Source organism: Paraburkholderia sp. AV2 (assembly GCF_054968425.1).
Genome location: NZ_JBANLK010000045.1, coordinates 23,687 through 46,691 on the forward strand (window position 1 = coordinate 23,687; position 23,005 = coordinate 46,691).

Annotated in this window: 24 protein-coding genes; 10 read left to right on the forward strand and 14 right to left on the reverse strand. The window is 66.1% G+C overall.

Annotation, left to right across the window (positions count from 1 at the left end; translation table 11 throughout):
• Nucleotides 1-17 precede the first annotated feature (17 nt).
• Together V8683_RS24835 and V8683_RS24840 are read left to right on the forward strand one after the other, a co-directional pair.
• Complete coding sequence (locus tag V8683_RS24835; protein ID WP_411192330.1) at nucleotides 18-1,472, forward strand: sensor histidine kinase; 1,455 nt, start codon at nucleotides 18-20, stop codon at nucleotides 1,470-1,472.
• A 14-nt stretch (nucleotides 1,473-1,486) separates the two neighbouring features.
• Entirely contained in the window at nucleotides 1,487-2,185 is a 699-nt protein-coding gene (locus V8683_RS24840; RefSeq protein WP_411192331.1) for a winged helix-turn-helix transcriptional regulator, read from the forward strand.
• A gap of 43 nt (nucleotides 2,186-2,228) precedes the next feature.
• Here V8683_RS24840 and V8683_RS24845 read toward each other — a convergent pair whose 3' ends face one another.
• From V8683_RS24845 to V8683_RS24865, 5 genes are all read right to left on the reverse strand, one after another.
• Nucleotides 2,229-2,387, reverse strand: coding sequence for a hypothetical protein (locus tag V8683_RS24845; protein ID WP_411192332.1), 159 nt, complete (start codon nucleotides 2,385-2,387; stop codon nucleotides 2,229-2,231).
• Nucleotides 2,388-2,523: 136 nt separating this feature from the next.
• Nucleotides 2,524-3,198, reverse strand: coding sequence for a response regulator transcription factor (locus V8683_RS24850; protein WP_411192333.1), 675 nt, complete (start codon nucleotides 3,196-3,198; stop codon nucleotides 2,524-2,526).
• Nucleotides 3,199-3,271: 73 nt separating this feature from the next.
• Nucleotides 3,272-4,201 carry a LysR family transcriptional regulator gene (locus tag V8683_RS24855; protein ID WP_411192334.1) on the reverse strand — a complete coding sequence of 310 codons (930 nt, stop codon included), beginning with the start codon at nucleotides 4,199-4,201 and terminating at the stop codon, nucleotides 3,272-3,274.
• Nucleotides 4,202-4,575: 374 nt separating this feature from the next.
• Nucleotides 4,576-4,935, reverse strand: a complete 360-nt coding sequence (locus V8683_RS24860; RefSeq protein WP_411192335.1) for a BON domain-containing protein — start codon at nucleotides 4,933-4,935, stop codon at nucleotides 4,576-4,578.
• Nucleotides 4,936-5,067: 132 nt separating this feature from the next.
• A complete protein-coding gene (locus V8683_RS24865; RefSeq protein WP_411192336.1) occupies nucleotides 5,068-6,261 on the reverse strand; it encodes a porin in 1,194 nt (397 codons plus the stop codon).
• An 808-nt stretch (nucleotides 6,262-7,069) separates the two neighbouring features.
• Here V8683_RS24865 and V8683_RS24870 point away from each other — a divergent pair.
• Nucleotides 7,070-7,330, forward strand: a complete 261-nt coding sequence (locus V8683_RS24870; protein ID WP_411192337.1) for a DUF4148 domain-containing protein — start codon at nucleotides 7,070-7,072, stop codon at nucleotides 7,328-7,330.
• 295 nt (nucleotides 7,331-7,625) lie between these two features.
• Entirely contained in the window at nucleotides 7,626-9,485 is a 1,860-nt protein-coding gene (gene ilvD / locus V8683_RS24875; RefSeq protein WP_411192338.1) for a dihydroxy-acid dehydratase, read from the forward strand.
• A gap of 82 nt (nucleotides 9,486-9,567) precedes the next feature.
• Here ilvD and V8683_RS24880 read toward each other — a convergent pair whose 3' ends face one another.
• The 4 genes from V8683_RS24880 to shiA all read right to left on the reverse strand — a co-directional run bounded on the left by V8683_RS24880 (nucleotide 9,568) and on the right by shiA (nucleotide 13,716).
• The gene (locus V8683_RS24880) at nucleotides 9,568-10,260 is read right to left on the reverse strand and encodes an NnrU family protein (protein WP_411192339.1); all 693 of its coding nucleotides are present in this window, start codon (nucleotides 10,258-10,260) and stop codon (nucleotides 9,568-9,570) included.
• Nucleotides 10,261-10,274: 14 nt separating this feature from the next.
• A complete protein-coding gene (locus V8683_RS24885) occupies nucleotides 10,275-11,045 on the reverse strand; it encodes an IclR family transcriptional regulator domain-containing protein (protein ID WP_411192340.1) in 771 nt (256 codons plus the stop codon).
• 54 nt (nucleotides 11,046-11,099) lie between these two features.
• Nucleotides 11,100-12,224: a 4-hydroxyphenylpyruvate dioxygenase family protein gene (locus V8683_RS24890; protein ID WP_411192341.1), complete on the reverse strand. Its 1,125-nt coding sequence runs from the start codon at nucleotides 12,222-12,224 to the stop codon at nucleotides 11,100-11,102.
• Between the two features lie 187 nt (nucleotides 12,225-12,411).
• Nucleotides 12,412-13,716, reverse strand: coding sequence for a shikimate transporter (gene shiA, locus V8683_RS24895; protein ID WP_411192342.1), 1,305 nt, complete (start codon nucleotides 13,714-13,716; stop codon nucleotides 12,412-12,414).
• A 343-nt stretch (nucleotides 13,717-14,059) separates the two neighbouring features.
• Here shiA and V8683_RS24900 point away from each other — a divergent pair, with 343 nt between their 5' ends.
• Nucleotides 14,060-15,256, forward strand: a complete 1,197-nt coding sequence (locus tag V8683_RS24900) for a pyridoxal phosphate-dependent aminotransferase (RefSeq protein ID WP_411192343.1) — start codon at nucleotides 14,060-14,062, stop codon at nucleotides 15,254-15,256.
• On the opposite strand, the gene V8683_RS24905 is transcribed toward V8683_RS24900, so the two are convergent.
• Together V8683_RS24905 and V8683_RS24910 are read right to left on the reverse strand one after the other, a co-directional pair.
• Nucleotides 15,236-15,469 carry a hypothetical protein gene (locus V8683_RS24905; RefSeq protein ID WP_411192344.1) on the reverse strand — a complete coding sequence of 78 codons (234 nt, stop codon included), beginning with the start codon at nucleotides 15,467-15,469 and terminating at the stop codon, nucleotides 15,236-15,238. The genes V8683_RS24900 and V8683_RS24905 overlap by 21 nt on opposite strands.
• A gap of 53 nt (nucleotides 15,470-15,522) precedes the next feature.
• A complete protein-coding gene (locus V8683_RS24910) occupies nucleotides 15,523-15,987 on the reverse strand; it encodes an Lrp/AsnC family transcriptional regulator (protein ID WP_027797543.1) in 465 nt (154 codons plus the stop codon).
• Nucleotides 15,988-16,124: 137 nt separating this feature from the next.
• Here V8683_RS24910 and V8683_RS24915 point away from each other — a divergent pair, with 137 nt between their 5' ends.
• Nucleotides 16,125-16,754 (forward strand): LysE family translocator, encoded by a 630-nt coding sequence (locus tag V8683_RS24915; protein WP_411192345.1) that lies wholly within the window; start codon nucleotides 16,125-16,127, stop codon nucleotides 16,752-16,754.
• Nucleotides 16,755-16,857: 103 nt separating this feature from the next.
• On the opposite strand, the gene V8683_RS24920 is transcribed toward V8683_RS24915, so the two are convergent.
• Nucleotides 16,858-17,364 carry a DUF1993 domain-containing protein gene (locus tag V8683_RS24920; RefSeq protein ID WP_411192346.1) on the reverse strand — a complete coding sequence of 169 codons (507 nt, stop codon included), beginning with the start codon at nucleotides 17,362-17,364 and terminating at the stop codon, nucleotides 16,858-16,860.
• Between the two features lie 233 nt (nucleotides 17,365-17,597).
• Here V8683_RS24920 and V8683_RS24925 point away from each other — a divergent pair, with 233 nt between their 5' ends.
• The 4 genes from V8683_RS24925 to V8683_RS24940 all read left to right on the forward strand — a co-directional run bounded on the left by V8683_RS24925 (nucleotide 17,598) and on the right by V8683_RS24940 (nucleotide 20,275).
• Nucleotides 17,598-18,305 carry a hypothetical protein gene (locus V8683_RS24925; RefSeq protein WP_411192347.1) on the forward strand — a complete coding sequence of 236 codons (708 nt, stop codon included), beginning with the start codon at nucleotides 17,598-17,600 and terminating at the stop codon, nucleotides 18,303-18,305.
• A gap of 143 nt (nucleotides 18,306-18,448) precedes the next feature.
• Complete coding sequence (locus V8683_RS24930) at nucleotides 18,449-18,580, forward strand: hypothetical protein (RefSeq protein WP_411192348.1); 132 nt, start codon at nucleotides 18,449-18,451, stop codon at nucleotides 18,578-18,580.
• 7 nt (nucleotides 18,581-18,587) lie between these two features.
• Nucleotides 18,588-18,854 (forward strand): RNA-binding protein, encoded by a 267-nt coding sequence (locus tag V8683_RS24935; RefSeq protein ID WP_411192349.1) that lies wholly within the window; start codon nucleotides 18,588-18,590, stop codon nucleotides 18,852-18,854.
• 164 nt (nucleotides 18,855-19,018) lie between these two features.
• Nucleotides 19,019-20,275, forward strand: a complete 1,257-nt coding sequence (locus V8683_RS24940) for a L,D-transpeptidase (protein WP_411192350.1) — start codon at nucleotides 19,019-19,021, stop codon at nucleotides 20,273-20,275.
• A 68-nt stretch (nucleotides 20,276-20,343) separates the two neighbouring features.
• Here V8683_RS24940 and V8683_RS24945 read toward each other — a convergent pair whose 3' ends face one another.
• Together V8683_RS24945 and V8683_RS24950 are read right to left on the reverse strand one after the other, a co-directional pair.
• Nucleotides 20,344-21,285, reverse strand: a complete 942-nt coding sequence (locus V8683_RS24945) for a DMT family transporter (RefSeq protein WP_411192546.1) — start codon at nucleotides 21,283-21,285, stop codon at nucleotides 20,344-20,346.
• 135 nt (nucleotides 21,286-21,420) lie between these two features.
• Nucleotides 21,421-22,995: an ABC1 kinase family protein gene (locus V8683_RS24950; protein WP_411192351.1), complete on the reverse strand. Its 1,575-nt coding sequence runs from the start codon at nucleotides 22,993-22,995 to the stop codon at nucleotides 21,421-21,423.
• Between the last annotated feature and the right edge of the window lie 10 nt (nucleotides 22,996-23,005).

A 23,005-nucleotide genomic window follows, 5' to 3' on the forward strand; every position in this document is an offset into this window, starting at 1 on the left:
ATCGGGCTATGGTGAGCATGGGCTGGACGGTTCGCAAACCGAAGCCGCAGCGCGACGCGACAGCGTCGCCGGCGCATGCGCGCGCGTTGCAGGCGCCGGGCCAGCACTGGCGCACGACGACGTTTCGCTGGCTGACCGCCTACGCGGCGATCTTCTCGCTCGCGTTCATGGCGCTGATCGGTCTGATCGAGTATTCGGTCACGCGCGCCATGGAGCGCGAGACCGACAGCGGCCTGCGCTGGCAACTGCGCTATTTCGATGCGCGCGGCGACGCCGAGCTGCCTGGCGCGATCGCCGCGCGGCTTGCGCGAGAAAGCCCCCACCAGAACCACTACGGACTCTTCACTCCGGACGGCAGCTACGTGGCCGGCGATCTCGACGTTCTGCCGGCCGCGTTGAGGCTCGATTCGGTCGGGCAGGCGCACGAGCGCACGAGCGGGCAAAACGTCGAGTTGCGCGTCGACGACGCCTCGCGCGAGCTGCGCATCATGGGCGAGGTGAGACCGAACGGTCAGCGTCTCGTCGTCGCGCGCTCGCTCGACGACGTGCGGCGCGTGCGCGGCGATCTCATCCATGCGCTGGTGTTCGGCGGCATTCTGTGCCTTGGCGCCAGCGTGCTGGGCGGCCTGCTCATCAGCGTGCACCAGATGCGCCGCGTGTCGGCCATCCGCAAGGCCACCGCTTCCATCGCGTCGGGCCATCTCTCGGCGCGCTTGCCCAATAGCGGCCGCGACGAACTCGCCATGCTGGCGCAGCTCGTCAACCGCATGCTGGACGAGGTCGAGCGCCTCATGGCCGAAGTGAAGCTCGCCACGGATGGCATCGCGCACGATCTGCGCACGCCGCTCGTGCGTCTGCGCGCGCGCCTCTCGAACGCCAGCAGCGAAGCCACGGGGCGCAACGCCGAGGACCTCGCGGCGGTGGTCGCCGCGGCCCGCGAGGAAGTCGACGGGCTGCTCGACCGCTTCACCGCGATGCTGCGCATTGCGGAGCTCGGCTCGCGCCAGCGGCGTGCGGCGTTTTCCGAGCTCGACCTCGAGCCGCTGGTCGCCGATCTGTGCGATCTCTACGAGCCTCTCGCCGAAGAGAAGCAGGTGGTGCTGGAGCGGCATCTTGCCCCGGTTGCGCCGGTCTCGGGCGACCGCGCGCTGTTGTTCGAAGCATTCAGCAATCTGCTCGACAACGCCGTGAAATTCACGCCCGAGGGCGGGACCGTGCGCGTGCGCCTCGAAACGGTGGCGGCGGGCGCCAGCATCAGCATCGCGGACAGCGGACCCGGCATCCCCGAAGACGAGCGCACGCTCGTGCTCGACCAGCTCTATCGCGGCAGACAGACGCGGCACCTGCCGGGCAGCGGTCTTGGGCTCGGGATCGTTTCGGCCATCATCGGCCTGCACGATTTTGCGCTGGACATCAGCGGATCGAGCCACGGCACGGTCGTGCGCGTCGACTGCTGGCCGCATAACCTGTAACGGACCTCGACCGAATGAGAGTGTTGCTTACGGCGACTGCCGACACGACCCGCCACTACATGCAAAAGGCGTTGACCGAGAGTCTCAACAGCGTCGAAGCGACCGACGATCTTTTTTATGCCTCGCATCTCGCGCGAATCGAAGAATTCGACGCGATCGTCATCTGCCGGCAGAGCGAGGAGGATCTCGACACGCTGTTCGAAGTGCTGACCGATCTGCGTCACATCGACAATGCGCCTGCCATTGTGATTGCGCTGGGCCGGGCGACGCCGGTCGAATGCGCGCGGCTTCTGAGAGCGGGCGCCGACGCCTGTTACGTCCAGCCCTATTCGGTGCTCGAAATACACGAACGCATCCAGGCGCTGCGCCGCAACGTGGCCTATGCGGCGGGGCAGAACCAGGCCGACATGCACACGCTGCGGCTCGATCCGATGACGCGCGAAGCGGTGGACGGCGAACTGCGCATTCCGCTCACCACGCGCGAATTCCTCCTGATCGAATGCCTGCTGCGGCGGCCGAATGCGCCTGTCGCGCGCGAGCAGCTTACGCGCTACGCGTGGCCCGAGCGCGAGGATGTCGAACCGTCGAGCGTCAATCTCGTCGTGTCGAGGCTGCGGCGCAAGCTGAAGGCCTCCGGCGCGCACTTTCGGCTCGATACCGTGAACCGCTACGGCTATCAGCTCACTACGGTGCCGGATCTCTCTTCGGCGTGAAATCGGCCTGAAGTCGAGGTCAGCGCACCGGGGCCCGTCCTTCTTACGAACCGAAGTAGGGCGTGCAGAAGTCGGGCGGGCCGACACAGCCGCCGGGCCCGTTAGCCGTGCCTTGCAGCGACGAGCAGCCCGCCAGGGCGAAGATGCCGATCGCCACCACGACGAGGCGGCGTGCCAGAACGCCAGTGCGATGTCTTGTCATGTTGAATACCCTCCCTTTCTCCCGACCCGCAAATTCAGAGGTACCCGTCGGGCACATGAGAGTCAGGATAGTCAGGCCTACCTACCAAAACGGTCGCGTGAAGATGAAGAGATTGTTAGGTGGCGCGCTATCGCCCTCAACCGAGCAGGTAACCCGTGCCGCGCACCGTGCGGATCAGCGAAGGTATGCCCGGTACGTCGATGCGGCTGCGCAGGCGGCCGATGTGCACGTCCACGACATTGCTCGTCGGGTCGTAGCGGCCGCCCCAGACCGACTCGTAGATCATCGTGCGTGTCAGCACCATGCGCGGGTGGCGCATCAGATACTCGATGAGGCTCATCTCGGCGGGCCGCAGCTTGAGGAGCTTGCCGTTCGACACCAGCGTGTGGCGCACGAGATCGAGTTCGAGCGGCGGGACGCGCAGGATCGTCTCCGGCGCGCTGGTGTGCCGGTAGCGGCGCAGGATGGCCTCCACGCGGGCCAGCATTTCCTCGGGCACGAACGGGCGCGAGAGATAGTCGTCGCAGCCGGCGCGCAGGCCTTGCACGCGCTCCTCGACCGCCTGCGACGAACTCAGCAGAACAATGGGCGTATCGAGACCCACACTGCGCATCGTGGTGACGATCGCGAGACCGTCGAGATCGGGCAGCCGCCGCTCGATGGTGACCGCGTCGTACTGGCCGGAGAGGGCGAGCGCAATGCCTTCGCGTCCCGTGCGGGCGACTTCCACGTCGAAGCCGGACTGCGCAAGACGCGGGGCGACGGCGTCGCGGCCAACCGCTTGATCTTCAATCGCGAGAACTCGATGCATGATGTCGGCTGGAACAGGGCAGGTGAATAAAGGTCGCGTGCGCGAGGTCGCGGACGGCTAGTCGCGACGGGTGTCAGGCGACGACGTGGTGGGCGCTCGGCTGGGTTCCGGGCGTCATGGTGCGAAAGCGTTCGACGGCGAAGTCGATGAAGTTCCGCACCTTGATGCTCAGATAGCTGCGGCCCGGGTAGACCAGCGACAGACTGCGTTCGCCGCCGTTGATCGCGTACTGGTTCAGGACCGGCAGCAGGCGGTTATGTGCGAGGTCGTCGGCGATGCAGGGCAGCGGCAGGACGCCGATACCCATGTCGGCGAGCACCGCCGCGCGCACCGTAGCGTAGCTGTTCGCCACGAACGGCCCGGTCGCGCCGATGCGGTGTTGCGATGCACCGTTGCTGAATTCCCACGTGCGCGGACCGTTCCCGGCCACGAGCAGGTCGTGGCTGGCCAGATCGAGCGGCGTGTGCGGGGCGCCGCGCCGCGCCAGGTAGCCCGGCGTCGCCACGGCGATCTCGCGGATCGTCGTGAGCTCGCGACGTACCAGCGTGGCATTGATGGGCTGCCGGTCGATGGCGAAGCACAGGTCGAAGCCGCCTTCGATCAGATCGAGATGCGTGTCGAAAATCGTGACGTCGAAGTCGACGCGCGGATTGGCCTCGTGATAGGCGCCAAGCAGCGATGCGAAGTCGTGACCCGCGAAGATCGAATGCGAGGCGATGCGCAGAACGCCGCTCGGGTCGCGCGTGGTCCGTACGAGCTCCGACTCCATGTCGTCGAGCTTTTCGATCACGGCGCGGCAGCCTTCCAGATAGAGCTGCCCGGCCTCGGTCAGCGAGAGCGAGCGCGTGGAGCGGTTCAACAGGCGCATGTTCAGATGCGCTTCGAGCATGCCGATGCTGCGCGTGACGGCCGCCGCGGACATGCCGAGCTGCTTGCCGGCAAGGCCGAAGCTGTTCAGCTCCACGACTTTCGTGAACACGCGCATGGCTTGAAGCTGATTCATGGGCAACCCGCCGTGAATGTCACGCGCGATTGCTGCGGCAGTTGGGGATACACCGCGTTGTCTCCGTCTTTCGACCGGTGGCGCGTCGCGCAGCGCACGGTCTCTATCATTGATTAATTCATTATCGACCGCCCGAATGCCGGGCTGGATAAAGATGCAACAGGGTGAAGATTAAACCTCTGTCATCAATTTGACGCGGTACGAACGATGCAATGCGATTGCCGCTTCACGATTACGGCTTCGGAGATGGGGGCGGCGGGATGCAGGAGAAACTGGGCGGGGCGTTTGCGCTGCACTGCAAACGTAAGGTGCGGAGGGGGACAGCGTAGCGTCGGGCGGTGCGAACACCGCCCGACGCAATAACAACAAAACGATTACTGCGGCGTCTTCACGCTCAGCTTGTTGCTGACCGACGTCACGCCGTCGACCTTCTGCGTCGTATCGGCGGCCAGGTTGATCTGGTCCTGGCTGACACAGCTGCCGGTCAGCGTCACGACACCGCCGCTAGCGACCTTGACGTAGATATGGGTCGGATCGAGGCCCTTGGTCTTCGACAGGGCGCGATGGATCTTGCGGGCGAGCGCGCGGTTGGCCGCCTTCGACGCCTTGGCCGAGGTCGGTGCCGCTGCCATCGGAGCAGATGCCGACGTATCGCTGGCCTGTGCGTGGGCGCCCAGAGCCAGCGTCAGTGCGAACGCGGCCGTGGTTGCCTTGGCAACTTGTATCAACTTCATATCGATTCTCCTATGCCCTGAAAATTATTCGTTGAGTAACTGGGTGAATGTCCGCCGCGGGAAGCGCATGTTTTGCGATGCGACCTCCCGCGGCGCGAGTCGATGCTTGTTGCCGATACTGCGGAAACTACATCAGAACTGCGTCATGATACCGACGTTAGCCGCGAACTGGCTGTGACCGTAGCCAGGACCGTCGTTGACGAACGAGCTGCCGCTCGAGCCAGAGCCGCCGTTGACCTGGCTTTGGCCAGCCGTGCCGTACGGGTCGGAGTAGCCGTTGCCAAGACCGATGTTCGACGTCGAGCTGTTGTGGATGTAACCCAGTTCAGTGTAGAAGAACGTGCGCTTCGACAGATTGTAGGTGCCAGCCAGCGTGTACATCGTGGCGTTGCCGTTGCCGTTGTTGGCGTTGGCGTGGTAGATCGCGCCGGTAAGAGCCGTAGCCGCGTTGATCTGCCAGGCCACGCCGCCCCATTCGTGATCGACCGCGGTCGGCAGGCCGGCACCCGACGGCGCAGCGGCGCCGCCGTAGCCATACTCGTCGGCGCCCGGCGCCGACAGGTGCTGGTAGCCCGCGTAGAACTTGACCGGGCCGAGCGTGTAGTTGCCGCCGGCGATGATCGAACGCGAGAACAGGTAGACGTTGCTGAAGTTGCCGAACGCGTCGCGGGTTTCGTCGTAGATCGCCTGCAGTTCGAAGGCCGAAGCGTTGTACTGGATCTTGAAGCCGTCCGAACGGCCCTGCGCGGTGCCACCGAGCTGGTTCGGGCCAGAGCTGCCCGGCGAGGTGACGCTGCCGTTCCAGTTCGGGCTGTTGGCCAGATCATACTGGCCCTTCAACGTCAGGCCGTAGAGCAGCGGCGAGGTGTATTCCACGCTGTTGCCTGCCTGTGCCCAGTTACGGCCGCGCACCAGGGTGGCGATTGCGTACTGCTGCATCAGTTGCGGGTCGAGATCCCAGCTGTCCTGAATGATTTCAGCAGCACCGGCGTAACCGATCTTGAACGTACCCCAAGCATCGTTCGTCAGACCGACGCGGGCTTCGCGACCGAACAGCGAGCCGTTGTTGTATGTGCCGTTCGTCATGTTCAGGCCCATTTCCATCTTGAAGATGGCCTTCGTGCCACCGCCGAGATCTTCAGCGCCTTTGAGGCCGAGTTCCGACTCACCCCAGTCACCGCTTTCCATCTGCACGGCGTTGCCGCCGTAGATGCCCTGGCGGTACTGGACGCCGACATCCAGTCGACCATACAGGGTCACGCTGCTTTGTGCATGGGCGACGATTCCCGCAGACATGAGTGCCGCGGCGAGCAAAGCCTTCTTCATTCTCTCCTCCATACCTTCGCAAAAAAAGAGTTGGGTTGTAGTACTACTAACTTTGCCCAATGGTTGTTATACCGTGAGCGAAGACGCCTGTTGCAAGCAGGGCACCTCGAATCACTTCCGGGGGCGCCGCCGCTTTTGCCCTGCGTCCTGGGCGATCACGCTTGCTGTTGTCAGGGAGCGAAACTACTTTCTGCTGCGTTCTTTTGTTTATTTTCACAACAAATGTATCAAAGGCGACCGGGCGAGGCGAGGGAAGAATGCGGTGGTGTTGCGAATTGTCGCCAAATTACAAAGGGGGAAAAGGCATGCCAATGCACCGAGGCTTTATGGTCGTAATAAGTCTTTGTTTTTAAAGGAGTGTCCACTTGCCTGTCGATTTCGCAAGGTTACTCTCTATTGATTGATTTATTTTTTTGTGCAATGGTCGAAAATTTTCATGAACGAAGATTTAATGTCCCGGGAAGGCCGCGCCATGGCCTGCTGGCGGGGATGTGGGCGATTTCCTTCGACTCGGGACCGGCCAATTCTAAAGCACAAGAAAGGATTTTGTATTATTAGAAAGGAAAATGAAATATATCGGGCGCACACCCGCTTCATTGCCGTTCCAGATAGCCTGGATTAACGATGCGCCACGCAACAGAGCGCAGGGGAGTGCGGGGAGAGGTACTTTTTGCACTCCGGATTGTATCTCTCACGAGAATAGTGAATTCGCCATTTCAGGGTTTATCTGTAGGTGGTACTACCTATAGACTCCGGTTCAAGGTTCCTGCGGGGAGCCGCCTACAAGTCCCTTTCCGGAGCGTTTACCATGAAGCATTCCCTCGTTGCTGTTGTCGTTGCCGCTGCTCTCGCCGTTCCCGCGGTGTCGTTTGCTCAATCCAGTGACTCGCTGACGCGTGCCCAGGTGCGTGCCGAACTGGCCCAGGTCGAACAAGCTGGCTACAACCCGGCACGCATGAACCCGCGTACCTATACGTCGGACATTCAAGCTGCGCAGGCGCGTGTGGCGCAAGAAAATACGGCTTACGGCTCGTCGATGGGCGGTGCCTCGCAAGCCGGCGCGAAGTAAGACGTCGCGCGCGGTATTCGCAACCCGCCTGCCATGCAGGCGGGTTGGTTCGATTCCCCCGTTCGCGGGGAATGTTGTTCCTCTCGTTTTTCCCCCGCTTTTTCTCGAATTCCCCCCGCTGTAGCCGTCGGCGCCGCGTTGTGCGTGGCGAAGGCGCGCGACCGCGCCCCGCTCGGGCCTGTGCAATAATTCCCGGTCTGCCCAGGGCGCGACTCAAGAGGTTGTACGCACGGGCGCGCGAGGGCCTTCAATCCCGTGGCCCGCCATTTCCTGCGACCTTTCTACAGCACCCACGATGCCCACATACCGTTCCAAAACCTCCACCGCCGGCCGCAACATGGCGGGTGCGCGCTCCCTGTGGCGCGCCACCGGCATGAAAGACGACGATTTCGCCAAGCCGATCATCGCGGTGGTCAACTCGTTCACCCAGTTCGTGCCGGGCCACGTGCACCTGAAGGACCTGGGCCAGCTCGTCGCGCGCGAGATCGAGGCCGCGGGCGGCGTGGCCAAGGAATTCAACACGATCGCCGTCGACGACGGCATCGCCATGGGCCACGACGGCATGCTGTACTCGCTGCCGAGCCGCGACATCATTGCGGACTCGGTGGAGTACATGGTCAACGCGCACTGCGCCGACGCCATGGTGTGCATCTCGAACTGCGACAAGATCACTCCCGGCATGCTGATGGCCGCGATGCGCCTGAACATCCCGGTGATTTTCGTTTCCGGCGGTCCGATGGAAGCCGGCAAGACGCGCCTGGCGAATCCCGCCACGAAGGCCATCGAGATCAAGAAGCTCGACCTCATCGACGCCATGGTGATCGCCGCCGACACGAAGTATTCCGATGCCGAAGTGGCGGAAGTGGAGCGCTCGGCCTGCCCGACCTGCGGCTCGTGCTCGGGTATGTTCACGGCCAACTCGATGAACTGCCTGACCGAGGCGCTCGGTCTCTCGCTGCCCGGCAACGGCACGGTGGTGGCCACGCATGCGGACCGCGAGCAGCTCTTCAAGCGCGCCGGCCGCCGTATCGTCGAGCTTACGCGCCAGCATTACGAACAGGACGACGAGCGCGTCCTGCCGCGCTCGGTGGGTGTCAAGGCGTTCGAGAACGCCATGACGCTGGACATCGCCATGGGCGGCTCCACCAATACGATCCTGCACCTGCTGGCCGTGGCACAGGAGGCGGGCATCGACTTCACGATGGCCGACATCGACCGTCTCTCGCGCGTCGTGCCGCAGTTGTGCAAGGTGGCGCCCAACACGAACAAGTACCACATCGAAGACGTGCATCGCGCGGGCGGCATCATGGCCATCCTCGGCGAGCTCGACCGCGCCGGCAAGCTGCATACCGACGTGCCGACGGTGCACGCCCCCACGCTCAAGGACGCCTTGCAGCAGTGGGACATCGTCCATACCCGCGACGACGCCGTGAAAAACTTCTACCTGGCCGGGCCGGCCGGCATTCCCACGCAGGTGGCGTTCAGCCAGGACTCGCGCTGGCCGAGCCTCGATCTCGACCGCGCCGAGGGCTGCATCCGCTCGTATGAGCACGCGTTCTCGAAGGAAGGCGGCCTCGCCGTGCTGACGGGCAACATCGCGCGCAATGGTTGCGTGGTGAAGACCGCCGGCGTGGACGACAGCCTGCTCGTGTTCGAGGGCACGGCTCACGTGACCGAATCGCAGGACGAAGCCGTGGAGAACATCCTCAACGACAAGGTCAAGGCCGGCGACGTCGTGATCGTGCGCTACGAAGGTCCGAAGGGCGGCCCCGGCATGCAGGAAATGCTGTACCCCACGAGCTACATCAAGTCGAAGGGCCTCGGCAAGGCATGCGCGCTGCTGACCGACGGGCGCTTCTCGGGCGGCACCTCGGGCCTTTCGATCGGACACTGCTCGCCGGAGGCGGCGGCCGGCGGCGCTATCGGCCTCGTGCGCGACGGCGACCGGATCCGCATCGACATCCCCAACCGCACGATCGATGTGCTGGTGTCCGACGAAGAACTGGCGCGCCGCCGCGAAGCGCAGAACGCGCTCGGGTGGAAGCCTGCGAAGCCGCGTCCGCGCAAGGTGTCGGCTGCGCTCAAGGCTTACGCGAAGCTGGTCATGTCGGCGGACAAGGGCGCGGTGCGCGATCTGTCCTTGCTGGACGACTGAACGGGCCGGCGGGCTGCGTGCCCGCCTGTCCGTTGGCGAGGGCCGCTCTTCGGAGCGGCTTTTTTTTCGTTTCGGCCGACCGCTAGATCCACCGCCAGATGCCCGCGTGCCAGCCGGTCAGCGGGATATGAGCCCAGGTGGCGACCAGCCAGACGACGAGGCCCCCAAGCAGCGCATGCAGGCCGAACCCGCCCAGCCGCGCGCGACCCGCAATGATTGCCGCAAACGGCACGTAGCTCGTTTTCGCTTCCCAGGCAGGCCAGCGTTCGGGCTCGAGCCGCTCCTTCTTGTGGTCCTGCAAGGCGGCGCCCACGAGCGCGAGGACGATCATGGCCGCGGCCAGCACGATGCTTTTCGTCACCGGGAACACGGCGATATGGCAGAGCCCCCAGAGCGCGAACGACCACATCATCGGGTGGCGCGTGATCGCGTACACGCCGCGCGCCGTTTCGGGGAACGGCGCGGGCCGCCCGCCCGTGGCCAGCGCGGGATTGCGGATCAGCGAGCCCATCAGCAGGATCGACGCGATCAGCATGACGAGGGACACCAGCGCCCAGAGGGCGTCGCCGGCCTGCCACAGGGGCTCGGTGAGCGGCGCCTTGAGGTAGGCGGCGATCAGCCAGCCGAAGGTCGCGAAGGCGACCAGCGAGTAGACCCCCTGAAATCCCGCTTCGCCGATTGCGCCGGCCAACGGTTTGCGCAGGGGATGAGACAGAAGGAAATGGCTGGCCACGAAGGCGACAGCCGCCGCCACAACCGCGTCGATGCTTCCCATAAGCCTTGCTCCTGTTAGACGATATTCATCAGCGCCAGCGCCGTTTCCTGCAGCGGCACGAGCACGCGCTGCACGGCCTTCTCCGCCGACTCCCGGCCGATCGGCATGTTGGTGCTCAATGCGGCCACGACCTCGCCGTGGCGATTCTTGACCGGTACGGCGATGCCGCGCACGCCGGACTGCAACTGCTGTTCGACGAGTGCGTAACCGCTGGCGCGTGCGATCCGGATCGCTTCGAGGAGCGGCGTGCGCGCGGTCAGCGTGTGCGGCGTGAACGGATGCAGATCGACGGTGCCGAGCCAGCGGCGCACGGCCTCCTGGTCGGGGTGGTGCGCGAGCAGCACCATGCCCGGGGAGGTGAGCGGCACCGGCACGCGCGCGCCCAGCACGAACCCGGTCGTCATCACGCGGGAGGCGCTGTTGCGGGCAATGAAGACAAGCTCCCACGCGTCGAGCACGCTCACGTACACGGACTCGTTGATGCGGGCGCTCAGTTGCTGCAGATACGGCTGCACGAGCCTCGGCAGGCGCGCGGAATCGAAGTACGACCAACCCACGCGCAGCACGCGCGGCGTGAGGCCGAACTGCTTGCCGTCGCCGGCAACATAGCCCAGATGTTGCAGCGTAAGCAGATAGCGGCGCGCCGCCGTGCGCGTGAGGCCGGTGCGGGCGGCCGCCTCGGAGGGCGTCATGCGGGCGTGTTCGCTGTCGAAGGCTTCGAGGATCGCGAGACCCTTTTCCAGCCCCGCGATCCAGTCGCGCCTCGCAAGCGGCGGGCGATCCATGCACTCGGTCCTGTCTGGTTTCATGCCGGCCGGTTGGCCGGCGCAATTACTGGCTTACTGTCCGCCCGACGGCCGCGTTGCCCCCAGGGCGAGGCGAGCCTGTTCGAGCGCCGCGAGATTGCCCGCGCCAAAGCCTTCGTCGCCGCGCCGCTCGACGATCTCCAGCGCCATCTCGCCCAGCCCGCGGCGCACGAAGGTCTGCAGGAAGAGGCGCGGCGCGCCGGGGCCCGTGGTGTCGCCATCGACGAGGATATGCCGGCTTCTCAGCGCGTCGATGTCGAGTCCATGCCCGGGCAGGCGTGCGTCGAGCTGGTCGTAATACGGAGCGGGCGGCTCGACCAGTTCGAGGCCGGCCTCGCGCAGCCGATCGACTGCCGAAAAGATGTCTTTCGTCGAGAGCGCCACGTGCTGCACGCCATCCGTCGCGTGCTCGTGCAGGTAGCGGTGCATCAGCGCCGTACGCGGCGCGCCTTCCTCGTACACCGGAATGCGGATCAGGTTGCCCGGCGACACCATCACGCCCGAGGCTTCCGAAACATGCCAGTTCGCGTTCGTTTCGGGCGTATCGGAGAAGTGCAGCACCGTGCGATAGAAGTCCGTCCACTCGGCGAGCGTGCCGCGGCTCACGACCTGGGTGAGGTGATCGACCGTCTCCAGACCGGTGCCTGCGACGACGGCCTGCACGTTGTCGATGCCGTCCTGCGGCACGAAGTCGACGTCGAATACCGACTCGTCTCCGCCCGGCTTGCCGCGCCAGCGCTCGACGAAATAGATCAGCGAATGGCCGATGCCCTGGATGGCGGGAATGCGCAACTCCTGCGGCCCGATCGTTTCGTTGTCGAAGCGCCAGGCGCCCCAGCGTATTGCCTGGTGGCAGGCTTGCTGGGCGTGCTCGACGCGCATGCCGATGGCCACGACGCCCACGCCGTTTACGTCGGCGAAACGGCTCGCGAACGAATCGGGCTGCGCGTTGACGAGGAAATTGATGTCGCCCTGCCGGTACAGCGTGACGGCCTTCGACCGGTGCCGGGCCACGGCGCGAAAGCCGAGGCGGATGAACAACTGCGCCAGCGCCGCGGGATCCGGCGAGGCGAACTCCACGAACTCGAGACCGCGAATGCCTAGAGGATTGTCGCCGGGATTGCCACCAGGATTGCCGCCGGATCGCGTATCAGACATGGAGAGCATTTTCGGTCATGCGGTGGGTGCCGGAGGGCGGCGGGAGGTTTGCGTGCAGTCTATCAAGCGAGCCGGAACGGGTGCAAGCCGGCACAAGGAGACGCAAGCGCGAACGCCCCGGGCCCGGCGCTTGCGCGCGGGCTCGGGGCGTTCTTCGCGCCGCAACGCAACGCGGCGGGGCGGGGCGTCAGGCGGCGCGCATGCGGGCGGCGACGACGAGCGAGATCAGGCAGCCGGCGGCGAGGTAGCCGGCGACGAGGTGCCAGGAGCCGCCGGCCACCCCCACGAGCGCGACCGCGATGAACGGCGTGAAGCCGCCGCCCACCACGCTCGCGAACTGGTAGCCGACGCCGGCGCCGCTGTAGCGATACTCCGTGCCGAACAGTTCGGTGAAAAGCGGCTGCTGCACGCTCACCACCATGTCGTGCGCGAGATTGGCGAGCAGTATGGAGAAGATGACGATCCATGCGACGGACCGGGCTTCGAGCGCGAGGAAGAACGGGATGGCCGAGGCGAGGCCGACCACGGCGCCGATCATGTAGATGCGGCGCAGGCCGAAGCGGTCGGCGAGCACGGCGAAGAACGGGATCGTCGCGCAGCTGATCGCGCCGACCATGAGGCCGATGCTGAGGAACACGTCGCGCGACATGCCGAGGTTCGTCGTCGAGTAGCTGAGCGCGAAGGCGGTGACGATGTACATCGTGAACAGTTCGGCGAGGCGCAGCGCGACGATCAGCAGGAAGGCCTTCGGATGCTGCGTGAGCGCCTCGATCACGGGCATGCGAACCTTGTGATGGGCATGCTCGACCTTCTCGACGAACTCCTGCGACTCGTCCATGCTCCGGCGCACCCACAGGCCGATCAGCACGAGCACGATGCTGAGCACGAACGGCACGCGCCAGGCCCAGGCCTTGAACGCCGCTTCGCCGAACGTGTGATTGAGCACCCAGACGATGCCGGTGGCGAGCACGAGACCCACGCCGTAGCCCACCTGAACGCCGCTGCTATAGAACGCCTTTTTGTGCTGCGGCGCCGATTCCACGGCCATGAGCGCCGCGCCGCCCCATTCGCCGCCCACGGCGAAACCCTGCAGCGCGCGCAGGACGACGAGCAGCACGGGCGCCCACCAGCCGATCGTGGCGAAGGTCGGCAAAAAGCCGATCGCGACCGTCGAGAGACCCATCATCATGACGGTCAGCACGAGCATGCGCTTGCGGCCGAGCCGGTCGCCATAGTGGCCGAAGACGACGCCGCCGAGCGGACGGAACAGGAAACCCACGCCGAACGTCGCGAATGCGGCGAGCGTGCCCATCGTCGGACTTACCTTGGGGAAAAAGGCCGAGTTGAAGACGAGCGCGGCGACGATGCCGTAGAGCAGGAAGTCGTACCAGTCGACGACGGCGCCCACGAAGCTGCCGATGGCCGCGCGCCGCGCGCGGGATGGGGAGCGGCGCGAAGCTGTCGCATCGGGGGTGTCAAAGGCGGGGGTCATCGTGTCTCCTGAGGCTGGCGCGAACGCGGTGCGCGGCCGGGTCTTGTGGCAGTGCCCCGGCGTCGTGCCGGGGTGGGGCGTTGGGTGAAGCGAGCATAGGCCGCATGGCACGCTACGGCAATCGCTGCGCGCCCGTCTACGCGCGTTGAACGCACATGCGTGTGCGATTATCGAACGGTTTGCGGGTTAGCACCAATGCGCTGCGGTCCCGCTTTGCCGTCCTGGAGGGTCCGGGGCACAATGCCAGTCCGGACAACGATCCGAACCAGTTCCGCATGAGCGGCGCCGCGGCCCGGGTTTGCCGCGCGCGAGCGAACGAGAACGACTCAAGGAGCCGAGCGCGATGAAGTATTCGAATCTGGTCGAGCGCCTGCAGGGCAGGCGAACGACGGCGTGGGAGATCCATCATGCCGCCCAGCAGGCGGCGGCGCGTGGCGAGGACGTGATCGTGCTGAGCGTGGGGGACCCCGACTTCGGCACGCCGGAGGCGATCGTGGAACGCGCGGTGGCCGCGCTGCGCGCAGGCGACACCCACTACACCACGATCATGGGCCGCGAGCCGCTGCGCGAGGCCATTGCGCGCGAGCACGCGAACAGCAGCGGGCGCCCGGTCGGCAAGGAGCACGTCATGCTCTGCGCGGGCGCGCAGAACGGCCTGTTCGCCACGTCGCTGTGCCTGTGCGAAGCCGGCGACGAGGTGCTCGTGCCCGAGCCGATGTATCTGACCTACGAGGCCGCGATACGCGCTTCGGGCGCGACGCTCGTGCCGGTGCCCGTGGATCCGGCGCACGGTTTTCATCTCGACTGCGACGCGCTTGCCGCCGCGGTGACGCCGCGCACGCGCGCGATCTTCTTCGCGACGCCCTGCAATCCGACCAGTGTGGTGATGCCGCGCGAGGACCTCGAACGTATCGCGCAGATCGCGAAGGCGCACGATCTCTGGGTCGTTTCCGACGAGGTCTACGCCGACCTCACCTTCGAGCGCGAGCACGTGAGCATCGCCACGCTGGACGGTATGGCGGAGCGTACCGTCACGCTGGGCAGCCTCTCGAAATCGCATGCGATGGCGGGCTGGCGGCTCGGCTGGGCGATTGCGCCGGAAACGCTGGTCGGCCATTTCAGCCGGCTCGCGCTTTGCATGTTTTACGGACTGCCAGGTTTTATTCAGGAGGCGGCGTTGACCGCGCTGGAGCACCGCGCACCGATCGTCGCCGACATGCGCGAGCTATACCGGCGCCGGCGCGATATCGTCTACGAGCGGCTGAGCGGTGTGCCCGGCCTGCGTTGCCTGCTGCCGGAGGCGGGCATGTTCATGATGATCGACGTGCGCGGCACGGGGCTCGATACGCACGAATTCACTTGGCAGTTGTTCAACGCGCAGAAGGTCTCGGTGCTCGATGCGAGCGCGTTCGGAGAGACGGCCAACGGCTATGTCCGTCTTGGCTTCGTGGTCGACGAACCTCGGCTCTTCGAGGCCTGCGAGCGGATCGCGGCCTTCGCGCGCGAGCGCTTCGACCGCTCAGCGCTCGCCGTCCAGTAGATCGTTGAGCAATTCGTCGAAGGCGGCTTGGGCGTCTTCCAGCTCCTGCAGGGCGGCGTCGAACGTCGTCAGGGCAAACTGGGAGGGGCGGCCGTCGCCGGCCGGCGGAAACTGCGACTGTAACGAAGTGAACGCCGACTGGACGCGCTGCGTAGCGGTCAGCACGCGCTCCATGGCCTGGGATTCTTCGGCTCGCGCCTGTTCTGGGGTCATCGAAAGCTCCGGTGTGAGAGGGGTGAAATGGGCAGCGTGGAGACGGGAGGTGCTCACGGCAGGGGGAGGCCGTTGTCGGCTTTCACCTCGCGCAGCGACAGCGCCGACTCCACCGCGGTCACGCCCGGCAGGCCGCGCAACTGGTCGCGCATGAAGGTGCCGTAGTCGTCCAGGTCGCGCGCGACGATCTGCAGGATGTAATCCGCGGTGCCCGATACGTTATGGCAGGAGAGGATACGCTCAATCGCGCAGACTTCGCGCTCGAAGCGATCCGCGAGCGTGCGGTCGTGCTGGGCGAAGCGCACGTACACGAACGCCACCACGCCGAACCCGAGTGCGCGGCGCGACAGCACCGTGCGGTAGCGTTCGATATAGCCGTCCTGCTCGAGCCGCTTGAGGCGGCGGGCGCACGGCGTCTCGCTCAGCCCGACCGTTTCGGCGAGCCGCGCATTCGAGATGCGCGCGTCCGTTTGCAGCGCGCGCAGGATCGCCCTGTCCAGTTTGTCGATGTCGCTCATGAGGCGGGAGGGGATTTCCTTGATGGATGGGGAAATTTTAGTGCATTGCTCCAAACGTGGCGAGGAGGCGCAAGAAAATCGCCAGAAATCGCTCCTTCGTTGGCGGCAACATAGAGCCTCCATCCAACGAGGTCATCATGATTTCCGCCCACCTGCTGCTCATGTTCGTCGTCGCCCTGATCATCGTTAGCGCCTTGCCCGGCGCGGACATGGCGCTCGTGATGCAGACCAGCATGAGCCGCGGCGCGAGGAGCGGCTTCGCGGCGGCTTGCGGCCTCGGCATTGCGCGCGCGACGCACGTTACGCTCTCGGCCTGCGGCCTAGCGGCGCTGCTGCACAATGCGCCGTGGCTTTACGACGGGGTGCGCTATGTCGGTGCGGTCTATCTGGGGTGGGTGGCGCTGCAAATCTTCCGGGCGCCGGTCTTCGCGCTGCCGGAGGCGGGCACTCAGACGGCCGTGGCACGTTCGCGCCGCGCGGACTTCGTCAAGGGCCTGCTGACGAACCTGCTCAATCCCAAGGCGTTGCTGTTCTGCTCCGTGCTGCTGCCGCAGTTCATCCGGCCGCAGGCGGGGTCGGTGTGGCTGCAGGTGTTGCAACTGGGCATTCTGCTCGTTATCGTCTGCGCGCTTTTCGACATGCTCTACGTGCTGGGCGCCGCGCGCATTGCCGTATGGTTGCGCAAGCATCCGGTTGCGCAGACCGTGCAGAAGTGGGCGTTTTCTTCGGCGCTGGTGGCCTTTGCGGTGCGCCTGTCTCTCGATTGAGGGGCGGCGCGAGACACCGCCGTCCTGATGCTCCGGTGGCTTCGGTGCGAGGGTGCGGGCCGCTGCGAAGCGGCCCGCGTCGCTTTACCCGCCGCTTACCTTCTTACGGGCGCCCGAGGTAGTCGAGCTTGCCGAGTTCGACGCCGTTGTGGCGCAGGATGTCGTAAGCCGTCGTGACGTGGAAGTAGAAGTTGGGCAGCACGAAGGCCAGCAGATAATTCACACCGCTGAACTCGATCGGACCGCTGCGCATCTTGAGCGTGATGCTGCGGCCTTCCGAACCGTCGATCTGTTCGGGCTTGAACATGTTCAGATAGTCGATGGTCTTCTGGATGCGCGAATGCAGTTCGTCGAACGTCACCTCGACGTCCTCGAACTTCGGCGCCTCCACGTCCGCAAGACGCGCGGCGCAGCCCTTGGCCGTATCGGTGGCGATATGGATCTGGCGCGTGAGCGGCAGCATGTCGGGGAAGAGCCGTGCGGCGGTCAGCACCGACGGGTCGATCTGCTTTTCGGCCGCGTGCGCCTGCGCCTTGCCGATGATGGTTTGCAGACTGGTGAGGCCGCGGATCAGGACGGGCACCGAGGCTTGATACATGGTGATAGACATGGGAATTCCTCGTTTCTTCGAATGAGCGAGCTGCGCCCGGGCGGGCGCCGGCTGGCGGCTCATTATGCTCTATCGGTTTTCTCGCTGCCATTGGCCATACGGCCGGCTTTGCGCGAGCTCGCGTGGGCTGCTGCGTCGCCGTCCGGGCTATTTCCTTGCCCAGGCGCTAACGATTTGCATTGCGAAATAAAATTGTCATGTAGAAACCGGGGTTTGACTCACATGTCGTTTATGTGACGCGTTATGAGGCGCTGCTGCGCCCGGTGGCGGAATTGAGCGGCATTCGCCACGAAGAATTTCGAATATGTTTTAATAATCCCGGTAGACAATCCATTCCGCATCTTATGGTGCGCCTACCCATGAACGCAGAAAAGGCAGAAAGACGCCGCATCGCGCGCAGCATGGCTGTGGTTCCGACCCGTCGCGCGCGCGTGCGGCACATTGTGCTGTTGCTGCTCACCGTTGCCGGCGGCATGCACCATCTGGCCGCCGCGGCGCAGGACGCGCAGTTGCTGGATTCGCGCGTGACCCAGCAATCGGTTGGCGAAACGATCTGCCGTCCGGGCTATGCCGATACCGTCGCGCCGCCGTTCGACGAGTCGATGGCGTTGAAGGACAGGCTGCTCGCGCAGCGTGGCATCGAGGCCGACGAAGGCGCCGATTATGCGCTCGACCGGCGCGTGCCCATCGTGCTCGGCGGATCGCCGGATGCGGTCGAGAACTACGACCTGCTGCCGTGGGGCGGGCATGGCGGGGAGCGCCGCAAGGCGCTGTTGACGGTCCGGTTGAAGCGCTGCGTGTGTGCGGGCCAGATGTCGCTGGCCGATGCCCAGAACGCCATCCTCGGTAACTGGGTGAGCGAATATGAGCGCCTCACTCGCATGGCCTGCGGTGCGAGCACTTCGGCAGACCTCACGGCAGCCAGCGACGACGGTCAGTGAGCGCTCCCATACCGGTGGGCCTGCCGGTTGCGTTCGATTGGCGAAACGGTAAAGCGGGTTTCATCTCAACGGCAATATGCCGCAGCGCAGGAGTCTCGAATTGAGACTATGCTGAGATTAGTCAAAAAAGAAGGAGTTGTGAAATGATCGCGTCCACCCTGTTGCTGCTTTCTGTCGCGGCGCTGCTCGGCCAGGTGGTGTGGACTCGCGCACGTTCGCGTGCAAGCCTGCAACCCGTCCGCGTGCGTGCGGATCGCGCGCGCTATCCGCGCTAGCCTGGCCATGCCGCATCTCACGGTCTGGAATGTTCCCGCGTCCTGCAGCGAGCAGGAAGTCCGCGACTTTTTCACGCGTGAACTCGGTCACTATGCGAAAGACGTGACGGTGTACGACGTCGGTACGCCCAACGCGCACGCCGACCTTGAATTGCACGCCGATGTGCCCTACGTTGCCGAGGCGGTCGCGCGCCAGTTGCAGGGCCGGCATCTCGCGGGCGTTGCGCTGCAGGTGAGCGCCGATCCGTTCGAGGGCGAGTCCGCCCAGCCGTAACGTTCCCTTTGTTTCGCATGGCGCGAGTTCTCGCGTACGCCGCCTCGCCAGCGCTGCGAGGGTCGGCGCTTTCCTGTTCCGGTTTCCGAACGTCTGGTATTACGCCGCTTCCCTTCACACCGAACGCATAATCAGGCCGTAATCACTCGGGCCGTACTCGAACGATGAACAACAAGATTTCGCGCCGGCCTGGCGTGCGCGTAAAGGCCGGCATACGGGGCGGCGCCTCCTGTTTTTCCTTGCGGCGTGCCGGCCGCTCGTTGCCGCCGGCGTTGCGTCTCGCGCTCTGCGCCAGCGCGTGCTGGGCGGTGAGTCCCGCGTGGTCGGCCGACGCCGCGTCGGCGGCTGCGGCGCACGTGGCATCGGGGGCCGTGCAAGTCGCGCCTGCTTCGGCCGGGACGGCGCCGCGAGCCGTATCGAGCGCTGGATCCCGTGCCGCGTCGGCGCCGGTTTCGTCGGCTGTGCCTGCTTCCGCGGCGATACCCGCGCCGGGTGCTTCGTCCGCGTCGGGCGCCGCACCGGCCTCTGGCAGCGCGACATCGGCCGCCGCCGCTTCTGCCGCTGCCGCTTCAGCACCCACTGGAGCCTCGGCGCCTGCAGGGTTCACGTTGCCCGAACATCCCACGCTCACGCCCGAGCAGGCCGCCGAGGAAATGCACCGTGCGCTGCAAATGCGCGCGGTATTCGCACGCGCAGTCACGCGCCGCCTGAGCGTGCCGCTCGCGGACCAGCACGCCTACGGCGAACGTCTCCAGACGGCGCTCGAAGCGGCGAACCTCGGCGAGCTGGCGGGCGAATTCGTCGTCCTCGTGGATCGTTCCGCGAACGTCCAGGCGCTTTTCATCTACTTTCGCGCGACGCCCGGCGAACGCTGGCAGATGATCGGCGCCTCGCCCGTTGCGACGGGACGGCCCGGCGAGTTCGATCACTTCCTCACGCCGCTCGGTGTCTTCGAGCACACCCCGGGCAATATGGACTTCCGCGCCGAAGGCACGATGAACGACAACGGCATACGCGGCTATGGCAAGCGCGACATGCGCATCTACGACTTCGGCTGGGTAAACGGCGAACGCGGCTGGGGCAAGGGCGGCTACTCGCAGATGCGCTTCCAGATGCATGCCACGGATCCCGACCGGCTCGAGCCGCTGCTCGGCATTCGCCATTCGAAGGGCTGCGTGCGGATTCCGGCGTCGCTGAATATGTTCTTCGATCACTACGGCATCATCGACGCCGAGTATGAAGCGCTCGTCGCGTCGGGCAAGTCGCTCTGGGTGCTGCATCCGGATCGCGAGGCCACGCCCTGGGCGGGGCGCTTCGTCGTCGTCATCGATTCGGAGCGCAAGACGCGTCCCGCCTGGGCGCCCGCTCCCGGCAGCAAGGCGCGCGCGAAGGTGCCCGCAGGTGGCGATACGGCCGATTAAGGGCAGAACGGCGGACGAAACCGGGGACGTACCCGGGCACGGGACGGCGCGCCGCGTGCCGTCATGGTTCAGGCGCGCGACGCCTTGCGCATTGCGCGAGCGGGCGCATCGCCGGTCTGATCGCGCCGCGCGATCAGCACGCCCACGAGCGCCACGCCGAAGCCCGCGATCTGCAGCGGTGTGAGCGTTTCGCGGAAGAGCAGCCAGCTTTCGAGCGCCGCGAGCGGCGGCGCGAGAAAGAGCAGGGCCGTGGCGCGCGCCGCGTCGCCGCGGCGGACCATCCGCACCAGCAGTGTCACGCCCGCTCCCGACAGCATGGCGATACCCCAGGCGAGCGAAAACCAGAGCGTCGCCGAGGCGACCCAGCGCGTTTCCCCCAGCGCCAGCGCGAGCAGCGCGGCAACGATCGCCGCGCCCGCGTTCTGCACGGCGCTCGCGCTGCGAATATCGGCCTCGGCGAGCGAGGTCTTCTGATAGAGCGTGCCCGCTGTGATCGAGCCGACTGCCGCCACCGCGACGATCACCACGAGCAGCGGGTTCACGTGTCCCGGGAGCGCGTGGCCCGGCGCGGATGCGCCGTGCGCGGCCGCCTGCAGCTTCGGCAGCAGCACGAGCACCACACCCGCGAGCCCGAGCGCCATGCCGGCCCAGCGGCGCGGCGCGAGTCGCTCGCCGAAGAGCCGCGCGGCGAAGGCGGCCGTGAGCAACGGCTGGAGCGCGCCGAGCAGGGCCATGACGCCTGCGCTCAAACCTTGCGCGACGGCCCAGTAGCCTGCGCCGAGATAGATCCCCTGCAGCAGCGCGCCGGCGAACAGGTGTTTGCCGAGCTGGCGTCCGCGCGGCCACGGCGCGCGCGCGATCAGCGCGACGCCCGCGAACAACGCGGCCGTCCCCGCGAAACGCGCGAGCAGAAACAGGTTGGGGTCGGCGTAGGGGGCGATGGCGCGGGCAACGACGAAACCCGTCGACCAGAGGATAACGAACAGGGCGGGAGCGAGGGCGGCGAGCATCGGTGTCGGTTGCAGGGGAGCGCGCATGCGCGGGGGATCCGAAAGGCCGGCAGTATCGCCCGGCCGCCGCGACGCGTCTTGTTCAGGACTGCAATGCCCCACGCCCAACCCCAGGCTGCCGGGCGGCCGCCCGCTTCAGTGCCCCAGCCAGACCGCCGCCAAGCCGACGGCCGCGCCGCACAGCGCGCAGGCGGCAAGCAGGGTGCGCGTACGCCGGTATTCGCGGCGCAGCGCTTCGGCGAGATCGGCGTGCGGCGCGCTCGCCGCCGCGGGATGGCCGTGCCGCGGCCCCGCGTGGTGCTGCAGGAAATGAAAGAGCATTTGCGGCACGCGCGGCGCGATCTGCGCCAGATGAGGCAGCTCCTGCGAGAGCCGCCGGATCCAGCCGCGATGGTCGAGATCGCGCTGCGCCAGGCCGGCGAGCGTGCTTTGCGCGATACCCCATGCGTCGACGCCGGGGTGAATCGTCCGCGCGAGATCCTCCGCCTGGCTGAATGCGCGTTGCGCCGCCACGAGCCGCGGCGACACCTCGCCGCCGAACGGCTGCACGGCGTGCAGCAGTTGGTGGAAGAGCGCGCCGGCGCTGCGAGTGTCGGCAGCGTCCGCGAAATGCGCTTCGCTGCGCGTGCGCAGCTCGGCTTCGATCTGCTCGGTGCGCGCGTGCGCGGGCACATGGCCGGCGGCATGATGCAACTGGGCAAGCTGCCCGTAGTCCTGCTGGAACAGCGCCGTCGCGCCGTGTACGAAGAATTCGCGTTCGGGTGAGGACAGGCTCGTCATCATCGCCGGACCGGCGAGCACCAGACGTCCGCGTGTCGGCTCTTCGACGCTGACCGAGACATGCCGTGCGTCGATGGCCGCGTGGAAGAAGCCGTGCTCGAACGCCTGTTGCGTGACGACTTCGATCAGGTTGGTCGCAACCCGCGTCACGTTGATGCCATGCTCGGCGAGCCCGGCCAGATCGGTGGCGCCGACCGTGTCGATATGCTGGACGGCAAGCGTGTGCGGCGTGCACAGATCCCAGATCACGTCGGGCACGGCAATGCGCGGGTTGTCGGCGAGATGATGGCCGGCCTGGCTCAGGTTCGCGGCCTGCGCGCGCAGATCGAAGCGGCGCTGCAGATCCTCGCGCAGCACCAGCGCCAGCTCGCGTAGCCGCAGCTCGCGCGCGGCGTGCGAGAAACGCTCCAGCCAGCGCGCGGCGCCGCAGAGCAGCGCGGCTTCGTCGTCGACGGCTTCGATGTGGTCGGTGCGCAGCACGCGCAGCGTCACCCTCTGATGGCCGTTGATGGGCAGCGCCAGCCGCGCGACGTGCGTTTGCTCGCACCAGCCGTGATGGACCGGCGTGGGGGCGATCCACGAGAACACGGTCTTCGGTGGCTTGCCGAGTGCGGCATGGAGCGCCGCGTCGAGGCCCTCTGGCGCGAGCGGCTCATCGAGGCGCTCGAGCGCTTCGATGGCGTCGTGCAGGGTCGTCGCGGCGAGCTCGGGACGTGCCGCCATCGTTTGCGCGAACGTGGCCGCGAGCGGCGCGAGTTGAGGCAGCACCCCGTGCAGGCTGGAGGCGAAACGGGCGTCGTCGCGCAGGCGCGAAGCCAGCGTGAGGAACCAGTGCAGCTTGTGATGTTCGGGCGCCGCGAGCCAGAGCAGCCTGACGCCGTAACGCAGCGCACAAAAGAGGAGTCGGAGTTGTCGGAGTTTCGAACGCATCGATGCCGTT

Coding starts and splice junctions, on each gene's coding strand:
- V8683_RS24945 (WP_411192546.1), bottom strand. CDS start 21,285: ATGCTCGCCGCCCTCGCTCCCGCCCTGTTCGTTATCCTCTGGTCGACG.
- ilvD (WP_411192338.1), top strand. CDS start 7,626: ATGCCCACATACCGTTCCAAAACCTCCACCGCCGGCCGCAACATGGCG.
- V8683_RS24930 (WP_411192348.1), top strand. CDS start 18,449: ATGATCGCGTCCACCCTGTTGCTGCTTTCTGTCGCGGCGCTGCTCGGC.
- shiA (WP_411192342.1), bottom strand. CDS start 13,716: ATGACCCCCGCCTTTGACACCCCCGATGCGACAGCTTCGCGCCGCTCC.
- V8683_RS24910 (WP_027797543.1), bottom strand. CDS start 15,987: ATGAGCGACATCGACAAACTGGACAGGGCGATCCTGCGCGCGCTGCAA.
- V8683_RS24905 (WP_411192344.1), bottom strand. CDS start 15,469: ATGACCCCAGAACAGGCGCGAGCCGAAGAATCCCAGGCCATGGAGCGC.
- V8683_RS24950 (WP_411192351.1), bottom strand. CDS start 22,995: ATGCGTTCGAAACTCCGACAACTCCGACTCCTCTTTTGTGCGCTGCGT.
- V8683_RS24865 (WP_411192336.1), bottom strand. CDS start 6,261: ATGAAGAAGGCTTTGCTCGCCGCGGCACTCATGTCTGCGGGAATCGTC.
- V8683_RS24920 (WP_411192346.1), bottom strand. CDS start 17,364: ATGTCTATCACCATGTATCAAGCCTCGGTGCCCGTCCTGATCCGCGGC.
- V8683_RS24860 (WP_411192335.1), bottom strand. CDS start 4,935: ATGAAGTTGATACAAGTTGCCAAGGCAACCACGGCCGCGTTCGCACTG.
- V8683_RS24870 (WP_411192337.1), top strand. CDS start 7,070: ATGAAGCATTCCCTCGTTGCTGTTGTCGTTGCCGCTGCTCTCGCCGTT.
- V8683_RS24855 (WP_411192334.1), bottom strand. CDS start 4,201: ATGAATCAGCTTCAAGCCATGCGCGTGTTCACGAAAGTCGTGGAGCTG.
- V8683_RS24845 (WP_411192332.1), bottom strand. CDS start 2,387: ATGACAAGACATCGCACTGGCGTTCTGGCACGCCGCCTCGTCGTGGTG.
- V8683_RS24915 (WP_411192345.1), top strand. CDS start 16,125: ATGATTTCCGCCCACCTGCTGCTCATGTTCGTCGTCGCCCTGATCATC.
- V8683_RS24835 (WP_411192330.1), top strand. CDS start 18: ATGGGCTGGACGGTTCGCAAACCGAAGCCGCAGCGCGACGCGACAGCG.
- V8683_RS24850 (WP_411192333.1), bottom strand. CDS start 3,198: ATGCATCGAGTTCTCGCGATTGAAGATCAAGCGGTTGGCCGCGACGCC.
- V8683_RS24900 (WP_411192343.1), top strand. CDS start 14,060: ATGAAGTATTCGAATCTGGTCGAGCGCCTGCAGGGCAGGCGAACGACG.
- V8683_RS24840 (WP_411192331.1), top strand. CDS start 1,487: ATGAGAGTGTTGCTTACGGCGACTGCCGACACGACCCGCCACTACATG.
- V8683_RS24880 (WP_411192339.1), bottom strand. CDS start 10,260: ATGGGAAGCATCGACGCGGTTGTGGCGGCGGCTGTCGCCTTCGTGGCC.
- V8683_RS24890 (WP_411192341.1), bottom strand. CDS start 12,224: ATGTCTGATACGCGATCCGGCGGCAATCCTGGTGGCAATCCCGGCGAC.
- V8683_RS24940 (WP_411192350.1), top strand. CDS start 19,019: ATGAACAACAAGATTTCGCGCCGGCCTGGCGTGCGCGTAAAGGCCGGC.
- V8683_RS24935 (WP_411192349.1), top strand. CDS start 18,588: ATGCCGCATCTCACGGTCTGGAATGTTCCCGCGTCCTGCAGCGAGCAG.
- V8683_RS24885 (WP_411192340.1), bottom strand. CDS start 11,045: ATGGATCGCCCGCCGCTTGCGAGGCGCGACTGGATCGCGGGGCTGGAA.